This window comes from Frankiales bacterium, assembly GCA_016125335.1.
Classification (GTDB): Bacteria; Actinomycetota; Actinomycetes; order S36-B12; family CAIYMF01; genus Longivirga.
Genome location: WGLY01000011.1, coordinates 29,709 through 56,399, shown reverse-complemented (window position 1 = coordinate 56,399; position 26,691 = coordinate 29,709). Strand labels below are relative to the sequence as shown.

At 73.1% G+C, this 26,691-nt stretch carries 25 protein-coding genes; all 25 read right to left on the bottom strand.

What is annotated here, in order from left to right; translation table 11 throughout:
- Positions 1-3 precede the first annotated feature (3 nt).
- The 25 genes from aroC to GC157_06665 all read right to left on the bottom strand — a co-directional run bounded on the left by aroC (position 4) and on the right by GC157_06665 (position 26,591).
- A complete protein-coding gene (gene aroC, locus GC157_06785) occupies positions 4-1,182 on the bottom strand; it encodes a chorismate synthase (GenBank protein MBI1377171.1) in 1,179 nt (392 codons plus the stop codon).
- 88 nt (positions 1,183-1,270) lie between these two features.
- Entirely contained in the window at positions 1,271-1,900 is a 630-nt protein-coding gene (locus GC157_06780) for a hypothetical protein (protein ID MBI1377170.1), read from the bottom strand.
- 15 nt (positions 1,901-1,915) lie between these two features.
- Positions 1,916-2,593: a hypothetical protein gene (locus tag GC157_06775; GenBank protein MBI1377169.1), complete on the bottom strand. Its 678-nt coding sequence runs from the start codon at positions 2,591-2,593 to the stop codon at positions 1,916-1,918.
- A 2-nt stretch (positions 2,594-2,595) separates the two neighbouring features.
- Positions 2,596-3,393 (bottom strand): hypothetical protein, encoded by a 798-nt coding sequence (locus tag GC157_06770; GenBank protein MBI1377168.1) that lies wholly within the window; start codon positions 3,391-3,393, stop codon positions 2,596-2,598.
- A complete protein-coding gene (gene pilM / locus GC157_06765) occupies positions 3,393-4,439 on the bottom strand; it encodes a type IV pilus assembly protein PilM (GenBank protein ID MBI1377167.1) in 1,047 nt (348 codons plus the stop codon). Before pilM ends, GC157_06770 begins: the two co-directional genes overlap by 1 nt.
- Before the next feature lie 137 nt (positions 4,440-4,576).
- Complete coding sequence (locus GC157_06760) at positions 4,577-5,356, bottom strand: prepilin peptidase (GenBank protein MBI1377166.1); 780 nt, start codon at positions 5,354-5,356, stop codon at positions 4,577-4,579.
- Between the two features lie 6 nt (positions 5,357-5,362).
- The gene (locus GC157_06755) at positions 5,363-7,192 is read right to left on the bottom strand and encodes a hypothetical protein (protein ID MBI1377165.1); all 1,830 of its coding nucleotides are present in this window, start codon (positions 7,190-7,192) and stop codon (positions 5,363-5,365) included.
- 1 nt (position 7,193) lies between these two features.
- Positions 7,194-7,928 (bottom strand): hypothetical protein, encoded by a 735-nt coding sequence (locus tag GC157_06750; GenBank protein MBI1377164.1) that lies wholly within the window; start codon positions 7,926-7,928, stop codon positions 7,194-7,196.
- Positions 7,925-9,238: a hypothetical protein gene (locus GC157_06745; protein MBI1377163.1), complete on the bottom strand. Its 1,314-nt coding sequence runs from the start codon at positions 9,236-9,238 to the stop codon at positions 7,925-7,927. Before GC157_06745 ends, GC157_06750 begins: the two co-directional genes overlap by 4 nt.
- Before the next feature lie 199 nt (positions 9,239-9,437).
- Complete coding sequence (locus GC157_06740; protein MBI1377162.1) at positions 9,438-9,917, bottom strand: prepilin-type N-terminal cleavage/methylation domain-containing protein; 480 nt, start codon at positions 9,915-9,917, stop codon at positions 9,438-9,440.
- A gap of 215 nt (positions 9,918-10,132) precedes the next feature.
- On the bottom strand, positions 10,133-10,612 hold the full coding sequence (locus tag GC157_06735; protein ID MBI1377161.1) for a prepilin-type N-terminal cleavage/methylation domain-containing protein: 480 nt from the start codon (positions 10,610-10,612) through the stop codon (positions 10,133-10,135).
- 213 nt (positions 10,613-10,825) lie between these two features.
- A complete protein-coding gene (locus tag GC157_06730) occupies positions 10,826-11,308 on the bottom strand; it encodes a prepilin-type N-terminal cleavage/methylation domain-containing protein (GenBank protein MBI1377160.1) in 483 nt (160 codons plus the stop codon).
- A 344-nt stretch (positions 11,309-11,652) separates the two neighbouring features.
- Complete coding sequence (locus GC157_06725) at positions 11,653-12,879, bottom strand: type II secretion system F family protein (protein ID MBI1377159.1); 1,227 nt, start codon at positions 12,877-12,879, stop codon at positions 11,653-11,655.
- Positions 12,880-12,902: 23 nt separating this feature from the next.
- Positions 12,903-14,198: a PilT/PilU family type 4a pilus ATPase gene (locus GC157_06720; protein MBI1377158.1), complete on the bottom strand. Its 1,296-nt coding sequence runs from the start codon at positions 14,196-14,198 to the stop codon at positions 12,903-12,905.
- Between the two features lie 481 nt (positions 14,199-14,679).
- On the bottom strand, positions 14,680-16,362 hold the full coding sequence (locus GC157_06715) for a type II secretion system protein GspE (GenBank protein ID MBI1377157.1): 1,683 nt from the start codon (positions 16,360-16,362) through the stop codon (positions 14,680-14,682).
- 150 nt (positions 16,363-16,512) lie between these two features.
- Positions 16,513-16,752, bottom strand: a complete 240-nt coding sequence (locus GC157_06710) for a hypothetical protein (protein MBI1377156.1) — start codon at positions 16,750-16,752, stop codon at positions 16,513-16,515.
- A 204-nt stretch (positions 16,753-16,956) separates the two neighbouring features.
- The gene (locus GC157_06705; protein ID MBI1377155.1) at positions 16,957-17,532 is read right to left on the bottom strand and encodes a GTP-binding protein; all 576 of its coding nucleotides are present in this window, start codon (positions 17,530-17,532) and stop codon (positions 16,957-16,959) included.
- Between the two features lie 2 nt (positions 17,533-17,534).
- Positions 17,535-18,782: a DUF4388 domain-containing protein gene (locus tag GC157_06700; protein ID MBI1377154.1), complete on the bottom strand. Its 1,248-nt coding sequence runs from the start codon at positions 18,780-18,782 to the stop codon at positions 17,535-17,537.
- A gap of 64 nt (positions 18,783-18,846) precedes the next feature.
- Positions 18,847-19,689, bottom strand: coding sequence for a hypothetical protein (locus tag GC157_06695; protein MBI1377153.1), 843 nt, complete (start codon positions 19,687-19,689; stop codon positions 18,847-18,849).
- 143 nt (positions 19,690-19,832) lie between these two features.
- Positions 19,833-20,657: a shikimate dehydrogenase gene (locus GC157_06690; GenBank protein ID MBI1377152.1), complete on the bottom strand. Its 825-nt coding sequence runs from the start codon at positions 20,655-20,657 to the stop codon at positions 19,833-19,835.
- Positions 20,647-21,735, bottom strand: a complete 1,089-nt coding sequence (gene mltG, locus GC157_06685) for an endolytic transglycosylase MltG (GenBank protein MBI1377151.1) — start codon at positions 21,733-21,735, stop codon at positions 20,647-20,649. Before mltG ends, GC157_06690 begins: the two co-directional genes overlap by 11 nt.
- Positions 21,732-22,259 (bottom strand): Holliday junction resolvase RuvX, encoded by a 528-nt coding sequence (gene ruvX, locus GC157_06680; GenBank protein MBI1377150.1) that lies wholly within the window; start codon positions 22,257-22,259, stop codon positions 21,732-21,734. Before ruvX ends, mltG begins: the two co-directional genes overlap by 4 nt.
- Complete coding sequence (gene alaS / locus GC157_06675) at positions 22,256-24,928, bottom strand: alanine--tRNA ligase (protein MBI1377149.1); 2,673 nt, start codon at positions 24,926-24,928, stop codon at positions 22,256-22,258. The genes ruvX and alaS overlap by 4 nt, the downstream gene beginning before the upstream one ends.
- Positions 24,929-24,941: 13 nt before the next feature.
- Positions 24,942-25,220, bottom strand: a complete 279-nt coding sequence (locus GC157_06670; GenBank protein ID MBI1377148.1) for a hypothetical protein — start codon at positions 25,218-25,220, stop codon at positions 24,942-24,944.
- A gap of 3 nt (positions 25,221-25,223) precedes the next feature.
- A complete protein-coding gene (locus tag GC157_06665; GenBank protein MBI1377147.1) occupies positions 25,224-26,591 on the bottom strand; it encodes an AAA family ATPase in 1,368 nt (455 codons plus the stop codon).
- Between the last annotated feature and the right edge of the window lie 100 nt (positions 26,592-26,691).

Here is a 26,691-nt window from a genome sequence, read left to right as displayed (position 1 = left end):
GGACTACGACACCACGAGTGCGGCCCGGTAGGCAGCCGCGTTGCGGGCGGTCTCGGCGACCGAGTCGCCGCCGAACTTCTCGAGCACGGCGTCGGCGAGCACGAGGGCCACCATCGCCTCGGCCACCACGCCGGCGGCCGGCACGGCGCACACGTCGGAGCGCTGGTTGATCGCCTGGGCCGGCTCACCGGTCGCGACGTCGACGGTCCGCAGCGCGCGCGGGATCGTCGAGATCGGCTTCATGGCGGCGCGCACGCGCAGCACCTCGCCCGTCGTCATGCCGCCCTCGGTGCCGCCGCTGCGTCCGGACAGCCGACGCACGCCGGACTCCCCCGGCACGATCTCGTCCTGCGCCAGCGAGCCCCGGGTGCGGGCGAGGTCGAAGCCGTCGCCGACCTCCACGCCCTTGATGGCCTGGATGCCCATGAGCGCGGCGGCGAGGCGCGCGTCGAGCCGCCGGTCCCAGTGCACGTGGCTGCCGAGGCCCGGCGGGAGCCCGTGGACGACGACCTCCACGACTCCCCCGAGGGTGTCGCCGTCCTTGTGCGCGGACTCCACCTCCGCCTGCATGGCCGCGCTCGCGCCGGGGTCCAGGCAGCGCGCCGGGTCGGCGTCGATCCGGTCGAGGTCGTCGGGCCCGGGCACCGAGCCGGGCGGGGCCGACGCCGCGCCGAGCTCGACGACGTGCGAGAGCACGTGCGCGCCGACGGTCTGCGCGAGGAAGGCCTTGGCCACGGCGCCGAGCGCCACGCGGGCGGCGGTCTCCCGCGCGCTCGCACGCTCGAGCACCGGACGGGCGTCGTCGAAGCCGTACTTCTGCATGCCCACGAGGTCGGCGTGGCCGGGGCGGGGCCGGGTGAGCGGCGCGTTGCGCGCCACGCCCTCGAGCTCGGCCGGATCCACCGGGTCCGCCGACATCACGGTCTCCCACTTGGGCCACTCCGTGTTGCCCACCTCGACCGCGACCGGACCGCCCATCGTGCGACCGTGCCGCACACCGCCGAGCAGCCGCACCTCGTCGCGCTCGAACTTCATCCGCGCACCGCGACCGATCCCGAGCCGGCGGCGGGCGAGGTCGCGCTCGAGGTCCGCCGTGGTGACCTCGACACCGGCCGGGAGCCCCTCGAGGATCGCGACGAGGGCAGGGCCGTGCGACTCCCCCGCGGTCAGCCAGCGCAGCATGGCCCGAATCCTGTCATGCGCGGAGGTCCCGGCACGGACGAGGGCCGCCCCGCGGACGGGACGGCCCTCGTGGTGCTGGGGGTGACGGTCAGGGGCTGACCGTCTGCGGCGAGTTCACGCACACCGGCACGCTCTGGTCGCCGAAGAGCACTCCGACGCACTGGCCGTTGAAGACCGAGTACATCATGAAGTTCGTCGCGAACAACTGGCCGACGCCGACGCTGTAGGGCTTGCCGTCCACCGCGATCGTCGCCTTCTGCCCCTTCGCGTCGATCTTCGACACGGCCAGGGTCACCGAGGGCGTGGCCGGCGGCGTCGCCGGGGTCACCGGGCTGGTGGGGGCGCTCGACGGCGTCCCGGCCGACCCGCTGCCGCTCGAGGCCGTGCTGGCCGGCTTCGGCGCGAACAGCGGCTTGAACGGGTCGCGGTTGGTGAGCGACGCCGAGGCCGGCCGCACGACGGCGGGCTTGGCCTTGGTCGGGCTCGCCGACGGCGAGGCGGCCGCGGCGGGCGCGCTGGCCGGCGGTGCCGCAGTGGGCACCGGGTCCGAGGACCCGGAGCTCATGAGGAAGTAGGCACCGGCACCGACCACGAGGGCGGCGGCGACACCGCCGACGGCGAGCAGCGCCCGGCGGTTGCTGCCGGACTCGACGCTCGTCGCTGCGGGCGCCGGCGCGGCGGCGCCGCCGTCAGGACTGGGGAACATGGGCTCGGACATCGTGGCTCCAGACCCTCAGCTCGGGGAGACGGCGTTGGTGACGGGGACGGAGGCGGACGACGACGCCGGAGGCGCCACGATCCCGCCGGGGTTGGCCATGAACACGGCCGAGGAGACGTTGGTGGTGAGCGACACGGCACCGGTGGTGTTGTCGACCGACCGGCTGATGTCCAGCCCGGTGACGAGCATCGCGCGCTGCATGCCCTCGACCGCGTTGAGGAACAGCCGCGTGTTCGCGAAGGTGCCCTCGACCTGCATCGAGATCGGGATCGACGACACGGCGCCCGGGGCGGACAGCGGGTTGCTGTCGCCCTTGGCCGCGGCCGCGCCCGCCTGGCCCGACGCGATCACGCCGGGGGTCTGGAGCTGGATGGACACCAGCGTGACGCCGGACGCCTTGGCGACCTTCGAGATCTGGCGCAGCAGCGACGGCTCGTCCGGCGTCTGCGGGATCCGGGTGCGGATCGACGCGATCTTGCTCTGCAGGCTGGGCAGGTCGGAGTACTGCGCCTTGAGCTGGGCGATCTGCGACTCCGCGGCCTGGTTGGCCACGGCGACACGGTCGGCCTGCGCGTTGATGTCCTCGGCGTTGCTCTGCTGCGGCGAGACGAGCAGGAACCAGCCGGCGGCCAGCACGCCGAGCGACGCGGCGGCGGCTCCGGCGTACCACTTCTGCGTGGCGGAGATGGCCATGGTCAGCTGCCCTTCACGTCATAGCGGTGGCTGAGCGCCTTGCTGCTCACGGTCGCCGAGGCGGCGAAGGTGATCGACTTCGGCTGCGTGCTCGTGGTGGCGGCGGAGGAACCCGCCGCGGCCGTGCTGTTCTGCGCCGCCTGGGCCGTCGTGGCGAACGGGTCGATGAGGCCGGTGTTGCGGCTGATCGCCTCGAGGAAGGCGGCGAGGCGGCCGTTGGTGAGCGCCTCGCCCTCGTAGCTGATCGTCCCGATGCCGGGGTTGCCCAGCACGCTGCTCGTCGAGCTGGTCGAGGCGGGCGCCCCGGTCGTGCTGGCCGCCTGCGGCGCCTGGCCGCTCACCGTGCCCTTGAGACTGGTGAGCGAGGCGCCGGACGGCATCGTGAGCGCGAGGTTGTTGAGGATCGTCGACCAGCGCACCTCGCCGCCGAGCGCCGTGACCTGCTGGGTCTGCGCCGCCACGAGCTCGGCCTGCACCTTGGGCACGTCGGCGTACTTCGCGGCCTCGGCGGCCAGCTGCGCGCTGCGCGCCTGGGCCGAGTCCAGCTGCTCCTGGGCCGAGCTGACCTCGCCCGCCGCCATCATGTAGAGGCCGCCGACGACCGCGACGGAGGCCGCCGCTGCGACCACGAGGACCCCGCGGGCGCGCCGCACCTGGACCTCGCGGGCGATCTGCTCGGGGATGAGGTTGACCCTCGGGAAGGACGCGGCCGGCGCGTCCATCGGGGCGGGCTCGTGCACCGCCGCGCTCTGGGGGGCCTCGACCTCGGCGGTCTGGCCCCTGCGGCCGAAGGACACCATCACACCGCTCCCATCGCGAGGCCGACGGGCACGGCGGCCAGCGGCTCGACGAACTGCACCTGCTCGGGCGCGAGGCCCGTCTTGCCGACCGTCAGCGTCTGGAACGCCCGGCCGTACTCCACCTGCGTGCGCACCGCGGTCGCGAGCCGCTGGGCGAGCCCGTCGGCGAGCGAGCCGCCGCCGCTGAGCACGAGCCGCGACAGCGGCCGGCTGCCGCTGGTGGCGATGTAGTAGTCGACCGATCCGCGCACCTCGTCGACGAACTCGGCGAGGGCCTGGTCGATGACGCGCTTGGCCTCGCCGGCGGCCGGGGCGGACAGCGCCGCGTGGTCGCGCTTGAGCCGCTCGGCCTCGGCGGTGGGGATGCCGAGCCGCTCGACCATGACGCCGGTGATGTCGTCGCCGCCGAGCAGCAGGATGCGCACGAACTTGGGCACGCCGGCCTCGTGGACCACGATGTTGGTCACGCGGGCGCCGACATCGACCACGGCCTCGGGGCCGGAGAGCCCCAGCGGGTCGTTGGTGCCGGCGGAGCGCAGGACCGCGAAGGGCGTGAGGTCGGCCGTGGTCACCTTGAGCCCGGCCTTCTGGCAGGCCCGGATCGAGCCGAGGACCATGTCCTCGCTCGCGGCGACCAGCAGACCGCGGATCAGCCGCGAGCTCTCCGCCGTCGTCTCCTCGAGCGGGACGAAGTCGAGCACCGCCTCGTCGATCGGCATCGGCACCAGGTCGGCGACCTGGAACTTCAGGGACGCGCGCAGCTCCGACTCGGGCATCCAGGGCACCTGCACCAGGCGCACGAACACCTTCTGGTTGGAGATGCCGAGGACGACGTCCTTCTTGGTGAACTTGGCGCGCGACCACAGCACCTTGAGCGCGTCGGCCACGGCGTCGGGGTCGGCAACCTCCCCGTCACGCACGGCGCCGGGAGGGAGCCCTACCTGACCGAACCGGTCCAGGACGGCAGAGCCCTTCGCCACAGTCACCTGCGCCGCTCGTACGCTCGACGTGCCGATGTCGAGTCCGATCGCGGTTCGACCAGCCACGGTTCTCACCTCTCGCCCGCCACCACGGATGCGGTGACTCTTCCTCTCCGCTTTCGGCGGATGGTGAGCCGGGCTTGAGCGTCACGAGCGGACGAACGAGAGGGAACCTGTGAGCCCGCCGGGACGGGCACCTGGGGTCACAGACCGGCGAGCGAGGTGTACCAGTCGATGACGTCCTGGCCCCACAGCAGCGCCAGGTAGGTCCCGAGCAGCATGAACGGGCCGAAGGGCACCTTGGTCTTGCGCCCGCTGCGGCTGCGGACCATGACCACCACCCCCACGACCGAGCCGATGAGGAACGCGAAGAACGTCGCGATGACGGCCAGCGGCCAGTTGACCCATCCGAGGTACATGCCGAGCACGCCGGCGAGCTTCACGTCGCCGAACCCCATGCCGGCCGGGTAGATGAAGGCCAGCAGGAAGTAGAAGGCGAACAGCCCCGCGCCGGTGAGCACCGCGTGCAGCAGGTCGTCCCACCTGCCCTCCACGACGGCAGGGAGAAGCAGCAGCGCGAACGTCACGACGTAGGACGGGAGCACGATGGCGTCGGGGAGGCGTCGGACGTCGAGGTCGATGGCGGCCAGGGCGACGGCGATGCCGGCGAGGTAGAGGTAGGCCGGCAGCTCCCACGACCAGCCGGCCCACCAGGCGGTGAGGGCGAACAGCAGGCCCGTGCCGAGCTCGACCAGCGGGTAGCGCGCGGAGATCGGCTCGCCGCAGGTGCGGCAGCGCCCGCGCAGCACCAGCCACGAGACCACGGGGACGTTGTCGCGCGCACCGAGCTCGGTGCCGCACCGGGGGCAGCGGGAGCGCGGCCGCACCACCGACTCGCCCCTCGGCACGCGGTGGATCACCACGTTGAGGAACGAGCCGATGAGCAGGCCGAGCACCCCCGCCGCGACGACGAGGAAGGCCACGAGGGGTCAGCCTAGGTAGTTGCCGGACGGGTCGTACGCCGGCGTGAGCTCACCGGTGTGTCGCGGGCCCCACTTGGCGTTGGTCCACTGCGGGAAGTAGGGCGGCGAGGAGTACTTCAGGCGGGAGTCGTACTTGTACAGCTTGATGTACCCGGCCGAGCCCTGGCCGACGATGCCGCGCCAGCGCTGGGCGATCGACCCGAGCACCATGAGCGTCCCGGAGCCGCTGCCCTTGTTGTACTCCTGCACCCAGAAGCTGTGCTGGAGGGTCTGGATCGAGGCGTCGATCTGGATCCCCTTGGTGGGGTTGACCGTGCCGGTCGACGGGTCGGTGTAGCGGTGCGGCCAGCCGGACACCTCGGAGGGGGAGCCCTTCCAGTCCCACGTGGTGGTGGTGGTCTGCTTCTTCCCGGAGCCCGTCGTCACGGTGGTGCTGACCCAGGTGTCGACGTACGGGTGGTACACCTCGACCGAGTTGCCCGCGACGAGGCCGACCAGGTCCGTGCCGTTGATCCCGTTCGAGAGCACGAGGTCGCCCGTGACGGTGATCGAGTTCTCCGCCGCCAGCGTCACGCGGCCCTTCACGTTGCCCTCGATGTAGAGGTTCCCGACACCGCAGAACTGGCTCGGCCGGAGCATGTTCTGGTCGTAGGTGTAGGACGTGGTGTCGCTGCCCGCGTACGTGCCCAGGGGCAGGCCGTCGCCGATCTCGCCGGACAGGCACCGGTGCGCGGCGCTGCCGGCGCTGTCGTAGATCACCATGTCGTTGGGCACGGGCAGGTTGGACTGCATGTAGCCGTTGGCCGCGGTGAACGTCCCGCAGTTGGCGCCCACCGACTTGCCGGCGCTGTCCTTGCTCCAGACCGTCATCGTCCCCGCCGGCGAGGCGTTGAACTTGATCCGGGTAGCACCGTAGTAGTGGCAGCCGGGGTAGGTGGCGAACTTGGCGGACGTGTCGTCGAGGTAGAGCGGGTCGACGTACTTCGGCGGGATCGGGTTCGACACCGAGCCGAAGATCGGCGTGGGGCCGCCGCTGCGCACGCAGCCGGCGTAGCTCGGCGGCGTGGCGGTGGCGCACGACGGGGCGGAGGTCTCGTAGGAGGCCTGAAACGTCGCGCCCGCCGCGTTCATCTTGGGCAGGTCGTTGAAGTGCACCTTGCCGTCGAGCACGTCACCGCTGGCGAAGCCGATCTCCACGCAACCGGAGTTCGCCCGGTCGTAGCCGCCGATGGGCGGGCTGTACCAGTAGATGTCCTTCTGGGCGCCGTTGGAGCCGCAGAAGTACTTGTTCGTGCCGCTGGGGTAGACGAACTGGTTGGCCGGGTCCGCGTGCTCGAGGTCGGTGTAGTAGAGGAAGTCGGTGGAGCCGCCGCGGCCGATGGCCGCCTCGACGGTGCGCGTCTCGTTGCCCGAGCGCCCGGTCGAGCTCACGCTGATCGTGCCGTTCTTGTCCAGGTTGCTCGCGTCGACGTCGTAGTGGAACGCGGGGCCGTTGGGCTCGGTCGCCACCACGGGCACCCATCCGGTGGGGGTGGCGGAGGTCCAGCCGCAGGTGTTGCCCGGCTGGTTGGGGCCCTTGAGCGCCGGGTTGGTGCAGTCCCAGATGCGGCCGTAGTTGTCGTTGCGGTTGAGCCGGGCGACGTAGTCCTCGATGCCGGCCTGGGCAGCGGACAGCGCGCTGCCCCAGTCCTGGCCCTTGTGGGCCACGACGTTGGTCTGGATCGCGTAGGCGGTAGCGGCGGCCACGAGCATGGCCACCACCATCATCCAGCCCATCACCATGACGAGCGCGACACCGGCGTCGGAGCGCCGGAGCCTGCGGAGCACTCGGTTCATCTCAGGTCCCATCCGTGCGGACGACGCTGTCGGCGTTGGGCAGGGCGACGCGCTGGAGCAGCGTGGCGCCGGCGACGTTGGCGCCCCCGGCGTCGAGCACCGTGAGCTGGACGTCGATGCTGTCCACGAGCTTGAGCTGGCCGGAGGTGAGCACCCCGCCCGATCCCATCGCCATCGCGGTGTTGGGGTTCAGGGCGGTGTAGTAGCTGAAGACCGGGCTCGTCGTCTGGACCCCGGTGGCCAGCACGGTGGAGCGCACGATGCACGTCGCGCTGGGCGTGCAGTAGTGGTAGCCGCTGGCGTCCGGCGTCGGCGAGTCCGGCTTCTGGATCGTCTCGCTGAGCACGCCGTTGACCACCTGGTAGGTCACGCGGCTCGGGCCCACGCTGTTCTTGGGGTTGTTCACGTCGGCGTAGAACTGCACGGAGGTGGGCGATCCCACGAGGAACGCCGCGTCGGTGCAGACCGAGAGCGTGCAAGTGGTGGTCAGCTGGCTCTGGAGCACCGCCGTGCGCAGGTTGCGCGTGACCCGCTCCATCGCGATGGTCGCCTGGTTGGTCTGGTCGAGCCGCTCGTGCACGCCGAGCGAGATGCGCTGGCCGGCGGTGACCATGGTGATGAGCACCGTCACCAGCATGCCGAGGACCAGCGCAGTGACGGACAGCTCTGCCATGGTGACGCCGGCGTCGCCGCGGCGGGCCGCCTCGAGGCGGCGACGGGTGCGCGTCAGCATCACGCACCGTCCAGGGTGACGACGCCGCCGGTGGAGGCGTCGAGCTGCACGATGCCGGTCACCGGGCCGCTGCCGATGGTGGCGGTGAGCGTCCACGTCCCGTACGGGAGCGAGGTGTTGAGCACGCCCGCAGCGCTTGTGCCCAGCGTGAGCGTGCCGTCGCCGGCCGGGCAGCTGCCCGACCCGCTGTAGGTGGCGGTGACCGGGACGTCCACGGGGGCCCCCAGGTAGGTGGTCGTGATGGCGACGGCCTGGAGTGCTGCCGTGGTGTTGGTGGTGGTGCCCTTGGCCGGCTTCAGGGGCGCCGGACGCGTGCCGGTCAGGCCGGGGTCGCTGTCCGTGCAGCTGCCGGCCCAGACCGAGTAGCCGGAGGCGAACGGCCAGAGCGGCCCGACCTGTGCCGTGCCGGTCGCGTCAGGAGCGAACGTCGAGACGCCGCTGGGCAGGATGCCGGCGTTGCCGAACGCCACGGCGGGCAGCGTGGCCGGGAGCGAGAACCCGGCCGGCGGGGTCAGGGTCGCGCGGAACGAGACGCCGAGGTCGTAGGTGAAGCTGCGCACCACGAGGCTGCCGATGCTGACGGCGACGGCCTGGCTGGTCGAGCCGTTGAAGGCGATGTAGCCGCTCGAGCCCTCGGTGAGCGACACGGTGTAGGTGCCTGCCTTGCTCAGCACGAACGTCGCGCACCCGTCGGGGCCTGTGGTGTCGGAGAAGGTGCCCGCGGGGCCGGTGGCGGTCACCGTGCGGCCGGCGTTCGCGTTGCCGTCGCGGTTGACCACCTTGATGGCGAGGTAGCCGTTGCTCGAGTTGAGCACGCTCTTGGGCGGGGTGAGCACGGTGTCGGAGGTCACCGGCGGGACACTTCCCATGTTCGGCCAGGTCACCTCGACGTGGACGCTGATGCTCGGGTACGTCACGATGCTGCCGCCGTCGCAGGCGCTGACGCCGTTGCCGGTGACCAGCCAGGCCACCTGCCGCTTGACGGTGTAGGGCACGTTGTCGACCACGAGCGCCCCGGTCTGGCCGGGCAGCGGCGCCCCGTCGACGGTGTCGCCGGTGTTCATCACGTCCAGGGGCGCGGTGTCGCTGGAGTGGAACCAGTTGCGCACCACCTCGATCTCGCGTGTGGCGAGGTTCGCGGCGGCGCTGCGCTCCTTGGACGTCATGGCCGACTTCTGCACGGCGAGCAGTCCGGCGCCCACGGCGGCGGAGAGCACCAGCAGCAGCGAGAACGCGACCATGATCTCGATGAGGGTCACGCCGTCGTCGTCGCGGCACCGTGCGACGCGCGTGGCCAGCGAGTCGATGCGCATGCGGCGCCCCTCCCAGGATCTCGATCGGCTCTTGCGGTCATCGGACGGGCGTGCGCGCGGCTTGAGCCAGCGGTGCGCCCCGATGGAGCGAGTGGGTGACCCGGGCCCACGACCGTGCGGTCCGCCCCGTCACGCGGTGCGGGGTGGCACCCGGGAAGCTCCCGGGCACCACCCCGCACGAGGTGCGCGTTGTGCGCAATCAGCACTTGCCCTCGGCGGTCGCGAGGTCGGCGTACGAAGTCGGCTGGAGGCCGCCCTTGGCCTTGCTGTAGACCCACCAGGCGTCGGAGACGTTGGTGTTGTTCGCGATCAGGCAGAAGGTGTTGCTGCCCGCGGCGGCGCCCTGGTAGACGTCGACGTTCTGCGAGCCGGTGAACTCGAAGCCGGCGATCACCTTGGTGCCGTCGAGCACGCCGCTGGCCGAGAGCTTGTCGCCCTGGGCGCCGAGCAGGACCTTGGTGAAGTCGCCGCCCTGGTCGACGGCCGAGGACTCGACCGCGAGGCCGAAGTTCGACACGTCGGTCTTGGCGGCCGAGTTCCAGCCGTTCTTGCGCTGGTTGAGGAACGTCGGGATCGCGATCGCGGCGAGGATGCCGATGATGATCATGACGACGAGGAGCTCGATGAGGGTGAAGCCCTCGTCCTTCTTCTCGATCGCCGTGCGGACGCGAGAGAGCATGGTCTTGTCCTTCCGGATGAGGTTTTCGACCGACCCGCGTCGGCCGCACCGTGATCAAGGCATCGGCGCTGCCCCGGGGACCTTGAGTCCTCCGAGAGGTTGATTTCGCCTCCACCGGTCGGTCGTGACGTCCCCGTGACCGGGCGCGCGACGCAGGCCCACGCACGAGGACCCGGGATCGAGTCCCGGGTCCTCTCGGTGCGGTGCGGTGCCGGTCAGCACTTGCTCTCGGCGGTCGCCAGGTCGGCGTACGAGGTCGGCTGCAGGCCGCCCTTGCCCTTGCTGTAGACCCACCACGCGTCGGAGACGTTGGTGTTGTTCCCGACCAGGCAGAAGTCCGAGCCGGCCGGGGCGGCGCCGAGGTAGACGTCGACGTTCTGCGAGCCGGTGAACTCGAAGCCGGCGATCACCTTGGTGCCGTCGAGCACGCCGTTGGCCGCGAGCTTGTCGCCCTGGGCGCCGAGCAGGACCGCGGTGAAGTCGCCGCCCTGGTCGACGGCGGAGGACTCGACCGCGAGGCCGAAGTTCGACACGTCGGTCTTGGCCGCCGAGTTCCAGCCGTTCTTGCGCTGGTTGAGGAACGTCGGGATCGCGATCGCGGCGAGGATGCCGATGATGATCATCACGACGAGGAGCTCGATCAGGGTGAAGCCCTGCTCCCCCTCGTCGCGGGTGGTGCGGATACGAGCGAGCATGCCCGTCCCCTTCCGTGCTGGTGCTGGAGCGGCCCTGGACGGCCGGTCCGACACCGTGTGATCGGCTCCGGCGCCACCCGGTCTTGACGGTCGGCTGCCACGACCTGCCGGGAGTACGCCGGACGGCGTAGCGCCGGCGTCGAGGGGACCGGGACGCGGGACGGCCCGGGACCACCAGGGGTCCCGGGCCGTCCCGCCCGTCCAGCGATCGGCTCACGCGCACTGGGCGGCGGCCGCCACCGGTGTGGCCTTCGGCAGTGGCATGAGGCCGCCGTGCTTGCGGCTGTAGGTCCACCACGCGTCGCTCACGTTGGAGTTGTTGGCGATGATGCAGAAGTCCGTGGGCGACGGTGCCGCGCCCAGGACGACGGTCACGTCCGTGGTGCCGCTGAACTCGAAGCCGGACGCCAGCTTCGCGGCGTAGAGGGTCTGCCCGGAGGCCAGGACGTTGCCCGGCGTGGTGAGCAGGACGGCCGTGAAGCTGCCGCCGTGGTCGACACCGGAGGACTCGACGGCCAGGCCGAAGTTGGCCAGGTCGGTCTTCGCGGCAGCGTTCCAGCCGTTCTTGCGCTGGTTGAGGAACACCGGGATCGCGATGGCGGCGAGGATGCCGATGATGATCATGACGACGAGGAGCTCGATGAGCGTGAAGCCCCCTTCCCTCTCGTCGGTCTGTGTGCTGAGGCGAGCGATCATGTGCCCGAGCCCTTCTGGGGGACGGCCGGCCCGGCGCGCCCGTGCCGTGCCGACCCGGCACGCGCCTCACGACGAAGGCGTGCACCGAGCCGGCCCGCCCGCCTCGCGGCGGGTGCGCCCGTGCGCGTCGGGGTCGACCGACGAACTGCTATGACCCTGGGAACGTCGGGCCCCGGTGCTCCTCCATTGAGACCGCCACGCCCGCAGGTCACCCGTTCGGTGCCCGCTGGGGGCCGATCTCGTCCGTTCGGCGGGGGCCGGCCCGACGAACGACCTCCCCCGGGGGGCGCAGCGACGGGGGCCCCGGCGCCGCTCGCCGAAGCCCCCGTCGGGGAGGTGAGGACCTACTTGATGAGGTCGAAGATCTTGAAGATCGGCATGTAGAGGGCGATGATCATCGACCCGACCAGGCCGCCGAGCACGGCGATCATCAGCGGTTCGATGAGCGCCGTCAGCTGCTCCGTCGTCGACTCCACCTCGGCGTCGTAGAAGTCGCTGATCTTGTGCAGCATCGTGTCCAGCGCGCCGGTGTCCTCGCCGACCGCCAGCATCTGCACCACCATGGCCGGGAAGATGTCGTGCTTGCTCAGCGGCTCGGTGAGGCTCTCACCGCTGCGGACGCTCTCCTGGATGTCGCGCACCGCGTGCGCGACCACCACGTTGCCCGAGGTGTCGGCCACGATGTCGAGGCTCTGGAGGATCGGCACGCCCGAAGCGAGCATGGTGCCGAGGTTGCGGCAGAACCGCGCCAGCGCGATCTTGCGGAACAGCTGGCCGAAGATCGGCACCTTGAGCTTGATCGGGTCGACCACCTCGCGCACGCGCTCGGTGTGCTTGACCCGCCGCCAGACGACCGAGCCGACGATCGCGACGATGACCAGCGGGATGATCGCGACCTTGAGGAAGTTGGAGAGGTTCACCAGCATCTGCGTGGGCGCCGGCAGCTCGCCGCCGAGCGAGGTGAACAGGCCCGCGAAGGTCGGCACGATGAACAGCAGCATGCCGATCGACATGAGGATCGCCATGATGAGGACGACGACCGGGTAGGTCATCGCGGACTTCACCTTGCCGCGCAGGCGGACCTCGGCCTCGTAGTTGTCGGCGATCTGGCTGAGCACCTTGTCGAGGAAGCCGCCCACCTCGCCGGCCCGGATCATGTTCACCATGAGGGGCGGGAAGACCTCGGGGTGGTGGCCCATCGAGATCGACAGCGCCGAGCCGGACTCCACTTCGAGGCGGATCTCGGTGAGGATCTCGGCGAAGGTCTTGTTGGGCTGCTGCTCCTCGAGGATCGACAGGGCGCGCAGCATCGACAGACCGGAGTTGATCATCGTCGAGAACTGCCGCGAGAAGACCGCGAGCTCCTTGAGCGACACCTTGGCGCCCAGCTTGGGGAGCTTGAGCTCCATCTGGAGGCCGCTGTTCTTGACCACGGAGATCTTGACCGGGGCGTAGCCCATGCTCTTGAGCTTGGAGGCCACGGCCGCCGGCGAGTCGGCGTCGATCTTGCCCGTGACGATGGAGCCCGAGCGGTCCCGGACGGCGTACTCGTAGGTGGCGGTTGCTGCCATGATCCTGGTCCTCTCCCGACCGCTCAGGCCCGGCCGCAGAGCCGGTTGAAGTCCTCGATGTGGTGGCACTTCTCCAGACCGACCTCGTAGGTGATCCGGCGGGTGCGGACGAGCTCGGCCAGGTGCTGGTCGAGGGTGTGCATGCCGTGCGCGGCTCCTGCCTGCATGACGGAGTAGATCTGGTGCGTCTTGCCCTCGCGGATCAGGTTGCGCACCGCAGGCGTGACGACGAGCACCTCGGTGGCGACCACGCGGCCGTGCCCGTCGGCCGACTTGGCCAGCGTCTGGCACACGACGCCCTGCAGCGCCATCGCGAGCTGCGCCCGCACCTGCGTCTGCTGGTGCGGCGGAAACACGTCGATGATGCGGTCGATCGTCTGGGCGGCGTCCTGCGTGTGCAGGGTGGCGAAGACGAGGTGGCCGGTCTCGGCCGCGGTGAGGGCCACCGAGATGGTCTCGAGGTCGCGCATCTCGCCGACGAGGATGATGTCGGGGTCCTGGCGCAGCACGTGCTTGAGCGCGTTGGAGAACGACCAGGTGTCCTCCCCCACCTCGCGCTGGTTGACCAGGCAGCTCTTGTGCCGGTGGAGGAACTCGATCGGGTCCTCGACGGTCATGATGTGGTCGCGCCGGGTGCGGTTCGCGAGGTCGATCACCGAGGCCAGCGTGGTGGACTTGCCCGAGCCGGTCGGCCCGGTGACCAGCACGAAGCCGCGGGGCAGGTTCGCGAAGTTCGCCACCGCCGGCGGGATGCCGAGGCTCTCCAGGGACTTGATCTCGAACGGGATGATGCGGAACGCGGCGCCGAGCGCGTCGCGCTGCCGGTAGATGTTGACGCGGAAGCGCGCCCGCCCGGGCAGCGAGTACGCGAAGTCGAGCTCGAGCTGCTCCTCGAACTTCAGCCGCTGCGCCTGGGTGAGGATCGCGTAGATGACCCGCTGGAGCACGGGCGGGGTCAGCACCTCGAAGTCCTCGAGCGGCACCAGCGAGCCGCTCACCCGGACCGTGGGCTTGGCGGCGGACGTCAGGTGCAGGTCGGAGGCGCCGCGGTCGAGCATCTGGTTGAGCGCGTCGGCGAGGCTGAAGTCGTCGTCGCGCACCTGCTGCTCGGTGCTCTGCCGCCCGATCAGCGCCTCGTGCCCGACGGACACCGACGACGCCTGCGGGCGCGAGTCGTGCGGCACCGCGGCGGGCGCGGGCTCGGCCGGGGCCGGCTCGGCCGGCGCCACCGGGGCCGGGTAGGCCGACGCCGGGTACGCCGGCGCGGGCGCGGGGGCCGCCACCGGGGCGGTGGCCGGGGCCGGGAGGTCGACCGGCACGGCCGTCTCCGGCGCCGGCGCGGGGTAGGCGGGGGCGACGGCCTCGGGGGCGGCGTACGCCGGCGCGACGTAGGCGGGCTCCGCGGGGACGGGCTCGGCGTACGCGGGCTCGGCGTAGGCGGGCTCGGCGTAGGCCTGGGCGAGCTGCTCCGGGGGCACCGGCGAGTACGGCTCGGCCGGCGCGGCGGACGGTGCGGGCTCGTAGGGCGCGGCGGGGGGCTCGGGCGAGTACGGCGCGGGCTCGGCCGGCGCGGGGCCGCCGAAGGACACGATGGCCGGCTCGCCGGTCGCGGTCAGCGGCACCGACTCGGTGGGCTCTGCCGGGGGCGCGGGGTAGCCCGGTGCAGCCGGGACCGCGGTGTACGGCGTGGTCTCCACGAGCACTCCTACGACTCCGCGCCCGACACACCTCGGGCGTCCTTCGTGGCATCGGTTCGCGGAGACCTCCGCTTGAGCCTTCCGAGCACGCAGGGTGAGCGGGTCACGCGACGACGCGGAAGACCTCGTCCAGGGACGTGATGCCCTGGCTGGCCTTGAGCAGGCCGTCCTCGCGCAGCACGCGCATGCCGTGGTCGATGGCGACCGCCCCGATCGCGGTGGCCGAGGCCCGCTCGACCGTCAGCCGCTCGATGTCGTCGTCCATGGCCATGACCTCGTGCAGGGCCAGCCGGCCCTTGTAGCCGGTCTTGGCGCACGTGGAGCACCCGACCGGCCGGTAGAAGGTGGGCGCCGGGTCGCCCGGACGGGGGTTGAACCCGATCTTCTCGAGCTGCTCCTCGGTGGGCTCGTACGGCTCCTTGCACTTGGAGCACAGCCGCCGTGCGAGCCGCTGGGCGAGCACGCAGTCGACGGCCGACCCCACGAGGAACGGCTCGATGCCCATCTCGGTGAGCCGGGTGATGGCGCTGGGGGCGTCGTTGGTGTGCAGGGTCGAGAGCACCAGGTGACCGGTGAGCGAGGCCTCGATGGCGATCTGGGCGGTCTCGTGGTCGCGGATCTCGCCGATGAGCACGATGTCGGGGTCCGACCGCAGGATCGAGCGCAGGGCCGCGGCGAAGTTGAGCCCCGCCTTGTTGTTCACCTGCACCTGGTTGACGCCGGGCAACCGGTACTCGACCGGGTCCTCCACCGTGATGATGTTGACCTCGGGCTTGTTCACCACGTTGAGCGTGGCGTAGAGCGTCGTGGACTTGCCGGAGCCGGTCGGCCCGGTCACCAGGATCATCCCGTACGGCTTGATGTACGACTGCTCGTAGACGCCGAAGTTGTGCGGGCTGAAGCCGAGGTCCTCGAGGTCCATGCGCGCGGTGGAGTTGTCCAGGATGCGCATGACGACCTTCTCGCCCCACACCGTGGGGAGGGTCGCCACGCGCAGGTCGACCTTCTTGCCGTTGGCGTTCACCGAGAGCCGGCCGTCCTGCGGGATGCGGCGCTCGGCGATGTTGATGTCGGACATGATCTTCAGCCGGCTGATGACGCCGGACTGGATCGCCCGGGGCGAGCGCATGACCTCGTGGAGCACGCCGTCGATGCGGTAGCGCACCCGGAGGTCCTGCTCGGTGGGCTCGAGGTGGATGTCCGAGGCGCGGTCCTGGATGGCCTGCGTGATGAGCAGGTTCACGTACCGGACGATCGGTGCGTCCTCGGTGATCTCCTTGACCTTGGAGAGGTCCTCCTCCTCCTCGCCCATGTCGAGCTCGGTGGTGAGGTCGTCGAGCTCGTCGCCGGCCCGGTAGTAGCGGTCGATCGCGGCGACGACGTCGTTGCGCGTGGCCACGACCGGCTTGACGTCGATGTGCGCGCCGGCGGCGGCGCCCGCCACCGTGCGGATGTCGTCGATGGCGAACACGTTGGCCGGGTCGGCCATGGCCACGACGAGCTTGCCGTCCTCGTACCCGATCGGGATCGCCGTGTGCCGACGCGCCACGTGCCCGGGCACGCGGGCCAGCGCGGACCCGTCCACCTGGAGGTCGCTGAGGTCGACGAAGCGCATGCCGATCTGGGCCGCGAGCGAGGCGACCAGCTGGGCCTCGGTGAGGACGCCCTGGTCCACGAGCACCCGGCCCAGGCTGCGGCCCAGGCGGTTCTGCTCGGACATCGCCACCTCGAGCTGGTCGCGCGTGACCAGACCGCCCTCGAGGAGGATGTCGCCCAGCTGCTTCACGATCGTCCTCTCGGGTCCGTCACGTCGACCGTCACGAGGGCGCGCAGGCGCGACCTCACCCTCACCCATTCGGCACACTGCGAGCCCGGCTGAAGCCGGGTCGCGGCCTCCCGGCGCGCCGGCTCAGCCGGCCGGGGACCCCACCGGGCCTCAGGGGCCGCGGCCGTCCAGCAGCGCCTGCGCCGCGGCGCGGAACCCCGCCAGCCGCGGGTCGTCGGGAGCGAGCTCCACGTGCGCCCCGTCGGCGAACCCGAGCCGCACCCCGGCGCCGGCCGGTGCGGGCGGGGTTCCTGGCGGGACCCGCTCCCCCGGCGTCGGCGAGTCCGCGCCGGTGGTGGCCACCGCCACGACCTCGGCCACGGACGGCTGGAGCGACGGTTCGGGCGGCACGGGACGCTGCGGCGGCGGGGGCGCGGCGGCCGGGACCGCTGCGGCCGGGGGTGCGGCGTCCGATGCCGCGAGCCGCGCGGGCGTCTCGACCCCGTCCGGGCGCGGGCCGGGGAGCGCGTCGGTGCGGGCATGGCGGCCGCCGCTGCTCGGGGCGCCTCGTCCGGAGCGGCCGAGCCAGGCGCGCAGTCGCCTCCACATGGCGGCCTACGCGTGCGCCGCGGTCTGCTCGATCTCGTCGAGGACCGAGTAGAGCAGCGCCAGCAGCACGGTCTTGACCGACTCCTTGTCGGTGGCGTCGCAGGGGACGACCGGCACGGCGTCGTCGAGCAGCAGCGCGTCGCGCAGCTCGTTCTCCGTCCTCGTGTCGAGCCCGTCGGCGCGGTTGAGCGCGACCACGAACGGCACCCGGGCCATGCGCCGGAACGCCTCGAGGATCGTCAGCGCCTCGGGGTGGGTCTCCGGGCGGTCGGCGTCGAGGAGCAGGACGTAGCCGAGCATCCCCTCGCCGAGGATCTCCCACATGAAGTCGAACCGCTCCTGGCCGGGCGTGCCGAACAGGTAGAGCACGAGGTCGCGGTCGATCGTGATGCGGCCGAAGTCCATCGCGACCGTGGTCTCGGCCTTGCGGCTGCGCGTCTCGTCGGTGATGCCGCGCTCCGTCGAGAGCACGGTGATCTCCGAGATCGTCCGGATGAGCGTCGTCTTGCCGGCCGCGAAGGGGCCGGTGACGACGATCTTGACGGCCTGGCCGCCCTGACGCCGGGACTTGCGTGCGGCCATGGTCACAACCCCCGGACCCCGGCGATCAGGCGCAACAACAGACTGCGGTTGACGCCGGGATCGCGCTCGATGACACCCTCCGGGACCGCCTCGGCCACCGGCTCGCTCAGCGCCCGGGCCGTGGCCCCCTCCACGGCGGTGCCGGACACGGCCCCGCCCGTGCCGGTGGCCGCACGGGCTGCGTGACCCGGTTCCCCGGGCTCCGGGTGCTCCGGGCGGCGGCCCGGCAGGAACGGCTCGGGCCGCGGCGGCACGACCTCGCGCCGGGCGGCGGGCCGCGCGAGCGCACCCGCGCCGGCCGGTGCGGAGACGCCCTGGGCCGCCCGCGCGGCGGCCAGCGCCGCGGCGGCGGTGATCCCCTGGGCGCCGGGTCCGGGCGGCAGCGTCGCCGCCGCGGGCGCAGGCACGGGGTGCTCGCGATCCGGCAGCGCCGGCACGACCGGCTCGGCCTGGGCGGGCGCGTGCGCGCCGACCTCGCCGCCCTCGACCGGGGCGAGCAGCGCGAGGCGGCGCTCGACGACCCCCACGTGGTCGGGGGTCGAGGCGTCGCGCACGTGCAGCAGGCCGCGCTGCACCAGGTGGGCGAGCGTGGTGGTGACCGCGAACTGGCCGGCGCCGGTCAGCTCGACCAGGTCGCGCACCCGGCGACGGCCGTCCACCAGCGCGAGCAGCGCCCACTCGTCGCGGGAGACCTCGGGGTCGTGGTGGAGCACCACGGGCACGGCCAGCACGCTGTCGCGGCTGGGCACCAGCGCCTCGAGCTGGGCCCAGGCCTCCGACCGGGCCTGGGCCTCGGCCAGCACCCGGGCGTGGTCGAGGCTCACGCCGACGTCGTCGACGTCCACGGCGGCCTGGTCGAACCCGAACTCCCCCGCGGGCCAGCGCAGGAGGTCGAAGACGGCGTCCACGGTCTGGTCGGTGGCCGCCTGCCGCAGCAGCTCCGGCTCGACCGCCCCGGCCTCGAGCAGCGCCCGCGCGACGCCGATGCCGCCACCGGCGGCCCGGGCCACGGCCTGGCGCAGGGCGGCGTCGTCGACGGCGCCGGAGCCCACCACGCGGCGCACGAGGGAGGCCCGCGAACGGTCCGAGCTGGCTCCGGAGACACGCCCCTCGCGGAACCAGACCACGCCTTCGACCTGCGGCGACGCCCCGGTGGCGCGCAGCAGCAGGCCGCCGGACTTGCCGGTGGAGGCCAGCAGCGCGAACACGTCGGGCAGCCCGAAGGCGTCCAGCGAACCCTCGAGGTTCACGGGGCGGGCCTCCTCTCGCGGTCAGGTGCTCGGGTTCGTGCTCGGTCGGGGTCGGGCGGGCCGGTCAGGACCAGCTGCGGTCGGACGGCGGGGCCTCCCACGGCGCGAGCGAGAGGCTCGGCGCCGGGTCGGCCAGGTCGTCGGGCACGGTGTCGGGCACCATCGGCGCGCCGGAGTCCGGGCCGTCTGCGCCGGCCTCGGGGAAGAAGGTGCCGGTGCCGCGCGCGAGGGACGTCGGGGAGTCCGCGGGCAGCAGCACGGGCGGGACCGGGGCGGCGGGTGCGGCCTCGGCGGGCTGCTCCGGCTCCACGGCGACGGCCGGCGCCGGGGGCAGCGCCTCGGCTGCCGCCGCCTCGGCCGAGGTCAGCAGCGGCTGCTCGGCGGGCTCGTCGGCCTCGGCCGGCACCTCGAGCTCGGCCGCAGCGGCGGCCTGGGCCGCCTGCGCCGCCTTGTGCGCGGCGTACGCCGCCTCCGCCTCGGCCAGGGCCGCCTCGTCCACCGTCGCGGGCACCGGGACCGACTCCGTGCGCAGCACGTCGGCGATGGCGGCGGCGGCGTGGCGCACCTCGAAGAGCATGAGGCCGGCCTTGGCGCCGGCGGCGGCCACCGCCACGAGCACGGCCTCCTCGTCGCAGGAGACCAGGAACACCGTGCCGGTCTCCCCCTCGACGTAGACCTGCGACAGGTCGCCCCGGCCCAGGCCCTGCGCCGCCTTCTCGCCCAGCGAGAGCAGCGCCGCGCTCATGGCCGCGACCCGGTCCTCGTCCATGCCCGGCGGCAGCGCGGACGCCATCGCCAGGCCGTCGAAGGAGACCACCGCCGCGGCTTCGAGCTCGGGTGCCTGGCTGAGCAGGTCGCGCAGGGCGCGGTCGAGCCGAGCGGCGCGGCCGGACACAGGATCGGACATGGAGCACCTCGACGCGTCGCGGACGTGGCGACAGGAACGAACGCCACGGTGTCCCATCGGCCCTCCGGGAGGCGGGCTTGAGGCGGGCCGCCGAGCCGTCCGATGGGCGGGACGCGACGCGCCGTCGGCGGTCCGCGCGAGGGTCAGCGGGCGGCCGCGGCCGCCTCGAGCGCCGCGCGCAGGACCGCCACGGTGGGCGTGCGCCCGGTCATGAGCCGCACCTGGGCGACCGCCTGGTGCAGCAGCAGGTCCAGGCCCGACCCGACGGCGCCGCCCGCCGCCGCCCACGCCCCGGCCAGCGGGGTGGGCCACGGGTCGTACACGACGTCGAGCAGCGTGCCCGCGCGCGCCGGCACGGCGCCGGAGAGCGCGTCGGCGACGCCGCGGGGCACGGTGCTCACCACGACGCCGGCGTTCAGGCCGGATCCGGCCTGATCCCAGGGGCGGACCTCCAGCGCGACCCCGACCGCCTCGGCGGTGGCCCGCAGGTCGTCGGCCGCGCCGGGCCGGCGGGCGTACGCCGTCACCCGCGCGGTGCCGCGGCGGGCCAGCGCGGCCACCGTCGAGCGCGCCGTGGCCCCGCCCCCGAGCACCACCGCGTCACCCCGGCCGGCCGCCAGCTCGTCGAGCACCGCGACGACGCCCTCCACGTCGGTGTTGGCGCCCCGCCTCCCGCCCTCGCCCAGCAGCACGGTGTTGGCCGCGCCCGTGGCCGCCACGACGTCGTCGTAGGAGTCGAGCAGGGGCAGCACGGCGTGCTTGAGCGGCATGGTCAGCGACAGGCCGGCCCACTCCGGGCCGAGCCCGGCCACGAACGCCGGCAGGGCCTCCTCGGTGACGTCGACCCGCTCGTAGGTCCAGTCCAGGCCCAGCTCGCCGTAGGCGGCGAGGTGCAGCACCGGCGACAGCGAGTGCGCGATCGGGTGCCCGAGCACCGCCGCACGGCGACGGGCCGGCTCAGCCGGCATTCGCCTGGTACTTGCGCTTCAGCGCGAGGAACTGGTCGTAGGTGGTGGCGAACTCCGTCACGTGGTTGGCCGGGTCCGTGGCCACGAAGTACAGCCAGCTGCCCTTGGCCGGGTGCAGCGCGGCGTGGAGGGCGTCGTCGCCGGGCGCGCTGATCGGGCCCGGCGGCAGCCCGGTGTTGAGGTAGGTGTTGTAGGGCGAGTCGGTCTTCAGGTCGCTGGCGCTCAGCTTGAGGTTGTTGGTGCCCAGCGCGTAGTTGACCGTGGAGTCCATCTGCAGGGGCATCCCCTGGGCGAGCCGGTTGTAGATGACCCGGGCGACCTTGGGGTAGTCGCTGGTGTCGCCCTCGATCTGGAGGATGCTCGCGACGGTCACCACCTGGAGCGGGGTGAGCCCGAGCCGCCGCGCCCCGGCCTCGAGCCCTGCCTGCTGGGCGGCCTGGTCGAAGCGCTGGAGCATCGCCGTGACCACCTCGTCGGCGCCGACCCCCGGCTGGAACTCGTAGGTGGCCGGGAACAGGAAGCCCTCCGGGTCGCCCTCCGCGTAGGCAGGCAGCCCGAGCGTGCCGGCCCGCGACAGAGCGCCCTTGACCTCGTCGACGGACAGCCCGGTGGTCTGCACCACCTGCGCGACGATGCGGTCGACGCGCCAGCCCTCAGGGACGGCGATCTTCACCACCTGGCGGGAGGCCGGGTCGAGCATCAGGGCGACCGCGGCGGCGCCGCTCATCTGCGAGCGCATCTGGTAGGTGCCCGGCACGATGCTCTGCGACCGCGGGTCGTTGGCGGCCGCGTCCACGAACGCCTGCTCGGTGGCGACGACGCCCGCCGCGGCGAGGGTGCGCCCGATCTGCCGCACGGTGTCGCCCTTGGCCACGACGACGGACACCGTGCCGGTGCCGTCGCCGGTGTAGTCGTCCACGGAGCCGCCGGACGCCGAGCGCAGGGCGAGAGCGACCGCGGCGGCGACGACGACGAGCGCCAGCAGCGCCACCAGCACCGCGCCGGCGCCGCGGCCGGTGCGCCGGCGGCGCCCGGTGCCGGGGTCGTCGTGCACCATGCCGAGGCCGAGCTGGCTCATGGCCGGATCCTCCCTGGGTCGTCGGACAGCAGCTCGCCCGGAGGCCGCCCGGTGGACCGCTCGGCGTCGAGCGCGTCCTGCACGATGATGACAGCCGCCGCCTGGTCCACGACGTCGCGGCCGCTGCGGGCGTCCCGCCCGGCGGCGCGCAGCCCGCGGGTGGCGGCGGCGGTCGTCATCCGCTCGTCGACGAGCCGGACGCCCACGGGGTTCCCGGCGCCGCGCAGCGCCGCTGCGAGGTCGGCGGCGTAGGCCCGGACCGCGACGGCCGCCGGCCCCTCCGTGCCGTCGAGGGCCACGGGCAGGCCCACGACCACCTCGAGGGGCTCGAGCTCGGCCACGAGCGCCACCAGGCCCTCCAGGTCCGTGCGCGGCGCGGCGGCCGCGCGCGGGCGCGCGAGGGTGGCCACGGGCACGGCGAGGACGCCGTCGGGGTCGGTGCGGGCCACGCCGACTCGGACGGACCCGACGTCGACGCCGATCCGCACTCCGCGCCGGAAGGCGCCGGATGTGGGCGAGGTCACGCCACCGCCGTGCGCACGGCGGCCCGGGCCGCCTCGAGGGCCGCGTCGATCCGCGACGGGTCCGACCCGCCGCCCTGCGCCATGTCGTCCTTGCCGCCGCCCCGGCCGCCGACCTCGGCGAGCGCCGCCTGGAGCACGCGGTTGGCCGACACGCCCTGGGCCCGGCCGGCCTCGTTGGTGGCGGCCACCAGCGACACCTTGCCGTCGAGCGCGGCCGCGCCGAGGATCACCGCAGGGATCTCGCGCCGGGCGGCGTCGCGGCCCTTGGTGACCATGTCGCGCAGGGCGGGGGCGTCGGTGCCCTCGGGCGCGGTGAAGGTCCACATGCGCACCGCCCCGTACTCCTGGGCGACGCCGATGATGCCGTCGATGTTGGCGACCAGCGCGGCCGAGCGCATCCGCGCCACCTCGCGCTCGGCGTCCTTCAGACGGGTCAGCGCGGCGTCGACGCGCTCGGGCAGCTCCTCGGGCCGGGCCTTGACGATCTCCGCCAGCTGCGACACCAGGAGGTGCTCACGGGCCAGGAAGCGGTAGGCGTCGACCCCCACGAGGGCCTCCACGCGGCGGACGCCGGCACCGATCGAGCCCTCGGAGAGGAACTTCACCAGGCCCACCTGCCCGGAGCGCTGCGCGTGGGTGCCGCCGCAGAGCTCGCGGGCCCAGTCGCCCACCGAGACCACCCGCACCCGGTCGCCGTACTTCTCGCCGAAGAGGGCCATCGCACCCGAGGCCCGCGCCTCGTCCTGGCTCATGTACTCGGCGTGGACGAGCAGGTCCTGGGCCAGCACCTCGTTCACGCGCGACTCGACGTCGGCCATCACCGACGCCGGCACCGCCGAGGCGAGCGGGAAGTCGAAGCGGAACCGGCCCGGCGAGTTCTCCGAGCCCATCTGCGTGGCGGTCTCGCCCAGGGCCTCGCGGAAGGCCTTGTGCACCATGTGCGTGGCGGTGTGGGCCCGCGAGATGGCGCGCCGGCGCTCGAGGTCGACCGACCCGATCGCGTCCTGCCCGACGACGGCCTCGCCCGACAGCACCCGGCCGCGGTGCACGTACAGGCCGGGCACCGGCTGCTGGACGTCGTCGACCTCCACCACCGCGCCGTTGGCCAGGCGCACGAGCCCGGCGTCGGCGAGCTGGCCGCCGCCCTCGGCGTAGAACGGCGTGCGGTCGAGCACGAGCTCGACCCCGTCGCCCTCGCGGGCGCTGGTGACGTCGACGCCGTCGACGACGATGCCGCGCAGCCTGCCCTCGCTCTCGACCTCGTCGTAGCCGGTGAAGGTCGTCGTGCCGGACGCGTCCATGATGTCGCGGTAGACGGTGGTGCTGGTGAGCCCCGCCTTGCGCTGGCGGGCGTCGGCCTTCGCCCGGTCGCGCTGCTCGGCCATGAGCCGGCGGAAGCCCTCCTCGTCGACCTCGATGCCCTTCTCGGCCGCCATCTCGAGGGTGAGGTCGATCGGGAAGCCGTAGGTGTCGTGCAGCGCGAAGGCCTGGTCGCCCGCGAGCCGCGACCCGCCGGCGCGGCGCAGGTCGTCGACGGCGGTGTCGAAGATCGTGGTGCCGGTGCGCAGCGTCTGCGCGAACAGCGACTCCTCCGTGCCGGCGATGCTGGTGAGGCGGCCGGAGTCGGCGAGCAGCTCGGGGTACTGCGGCCCCATCGCCTGCACCGACGCCGCCACCAGCTCGGCCATCACCGGGTCGTGCGCGCCGAGCAGCCGCATGTTGCGCACCACGCGGCGCAGGATCCGGCGCAGCACGTAGCCGCGCCCCTCGTTGCCGGGCAGCACGCCGTCCTGGATGAGGAAGGCCACCGTGCGCGAGTGGTCGGCGACGACGCGCAGCCGCACGTCGGTGTCGTGGTCGACGCCGTAGCGCGCGCCCGACAGCTCCGCGGCGCGGTCGAGGATGTGGCGCGTGGTGTCGATCTCGTAGATGTTGTCGACCCCCTGGAGGATCGCGGCCATCCGCTCGAGGCCCATGCCCGTGTCGATGTTGCGCGCCGGCAGGTCACCCTTGATGTCGAAGTCGGTCTTCGAGCGCACGGCCGAGAGCTCGTGCTGCATGAACACGAGGTTCCACACCTCGAGATAGCGGTCCTCGTCGGCGACCGGCCCGCCCTCGGCGCCGTGCTCCGGGCCGCGGTCGTAGTAGATCTCCGAGCACGGGCCACCGGGGCCGGGCACGCCCATCGACCAGTAGTTGTCCTTGGCGTCGCGCCGCTGGATCCGGTCGTCGGGCAGGCCGACCACCCGGTGCCAGATGTCGTAGGCCTCGTCGTCGCTGTCGTAGACCGTGGCCCACAGCCGGTCCTCGGGGAAGCCGAAGCCGCCGTCGGCCTGCGGCCGGGTGAGCAGCTCCCACGCGAAGGGGATCGCCCCCTCCTTGAAGTAGTCGCCGAAGCTGAAGTTGCCCGCCATCTGGAAGAACGACGCGTGCCGGGTGGTCTTGCCGACCTCCTCGATGTCGAGGGTGCGCACGACCTTCTGCACGGACGTGGCCCGGTCCCAGGGCGGGGGCGCCTCGCCGAGGAAGTACGGCTTGAACGGCACCATCCCGGCGTTGACGAACAGCAGGGTGGGGTCGTCGAGCAGCAGGGACGCCGACGGCACGGGCGTGTGGTCGCGCTCGGTGAAGAAGCGCAGGAACCGGCTGCGGATCTCGGCGGAGTCCATCGGGTCGGACCTCTCAGCGCTCGATGGGGCGGGGTGCGGGGGCGGGTGACGGGGCGGGCGGCGCCGAAGCCTCACGGCCCTCGGCCAGCGCCCGGGTGCGGGACCCGAGCGCCTCCCCCGCCGCCAGCGTGAGGCGCGAGGCGGTCGTCGCGACCTTGGTGGCGGTGCTCGCCGCCAGGGTGACGTTGCCCACCACGCCGCGCTCGCGCGCCTCCTCGACGACGGCGGCACCCTTGCGCGCGGCGTAGTAGCCCGCGACGGCACCGACCGTCACCCAGAACACCCGCCGCACGGCTCAGCCCGCCTCTCCTGCATCTCGACCGGAGTCCGACCCTACCTGCGCTGGGCCCGCGGGCTGGTCGACGTTCCCGGCGGCCGCCGGGGCCGGGCCGGGCGCGCGGCCGAGCGCGACCCGCAGCCGGTCGAGCACGTCGGCGTACCGGGCCTCCGCGCCGTAGCGCGTCGGGCGGTAGTACTGCCGGTCCCCGAGACCGTCCGGGCCGTACTGCTGCGCGGCGACCGCGCCTGGCAGGTCGTGCGGGTAGACGTACCCGACGCCGTGCCCGAGGTCCGCGGCCCGGGCGTAGTGGCTGTCGCGCAGGTGCGGCGGCACCGGGCCGATGAGCCCGGCCCGCACGTCGGCCTGGGCCGCGCCGATGGCCAGCGTGACGGCGTTGGACTTGGGCGCCAGGCACAGCGCGATCACCGCCTGGGCGAGCACCAGCCGCCCCTCGGGCAGGCCGATGAGGGCGATCGCGGCGGCCGCGGCCGTGGCGGTCTGGAGCGCGCTGGGGTCGGCCAGCCCGATGTCCTCGCTCGCCAGGATCACCAGGCGGCGGGCGATGAAGCGCGGGTCCTCCCCCGCCTCGAGCATGCGCGCCAGGTAGTGCAGGGCGGCGTCGACGTCGGAGCCGCGCATGCTCTTGATGAACGCGCTGATCACGTCGTAGTGCTGGTCGCCGTCGCGGTCGTAGCGGGGCGCCGCGCGGTCCACGGCCCGCTCGACCGCGGCGAGGTCCACCTCGTGCGTGCCGGCGTCGAGCGCCGCACCCGCGGCCGCCTCCAGGGACGTGAGCGCCCGGCGGGCGTCGCCGCCGGCGATGCGCAGCAGGTGCTGCTCGGCCTCCGCCGAGACCTCGACGGTGCCGGCCAGGCCGCGCGGGTCGGCGACGGCCCGGCGCAGCAGGCCGAGGACGTCGTCGTCCGAGAGCGGCTCGAGCGTGAGCACGATCGAGCGCGACAGCAGCGGCGAGATCACGGAGAAGGACGGGTTCTCGGTGGTGGCCGCGACGAGGGTGACCCAGCCGTTCTCGACGGCGGGCAGCAGAGCGTCCTGCTGCGTCTTGGAGAACCGGTGCACTTCGTCGACGAACAGCACCGTGCCGGTGCCCTGCATCCCCAGGGCGTCGCGGGCCCGCTCGACGACCTCGCGCACGTCCTTGACCCCGGCCGTCACGGCGGACAGCTCGACGAACCGGCGTCCGGTGGCCGTGCTCACCAGGGAGGCGAGGGTGGTCTTGCCCGTGCCCGGGGGCCCCCAGAGGATCACGCTCGTCGGCGCCGGGCCGGCGTCCTGGGCCGCCGACACCAGCCGGCGCAGCGGGCTGCCGGGGCGGAGCAGGTGCGCCTGGCCCACCAGCTCGTCGAGGCTGCGCGGCCGCATGCGGACCGCGAGCGGCGCCCCGGCCCGGGTCGGTGCCGCCCCCTCGTCGAACAGGCTCGCGCTCACCGGCGTAACCCTAGGTGGTGGCGTGCGGGGCGTC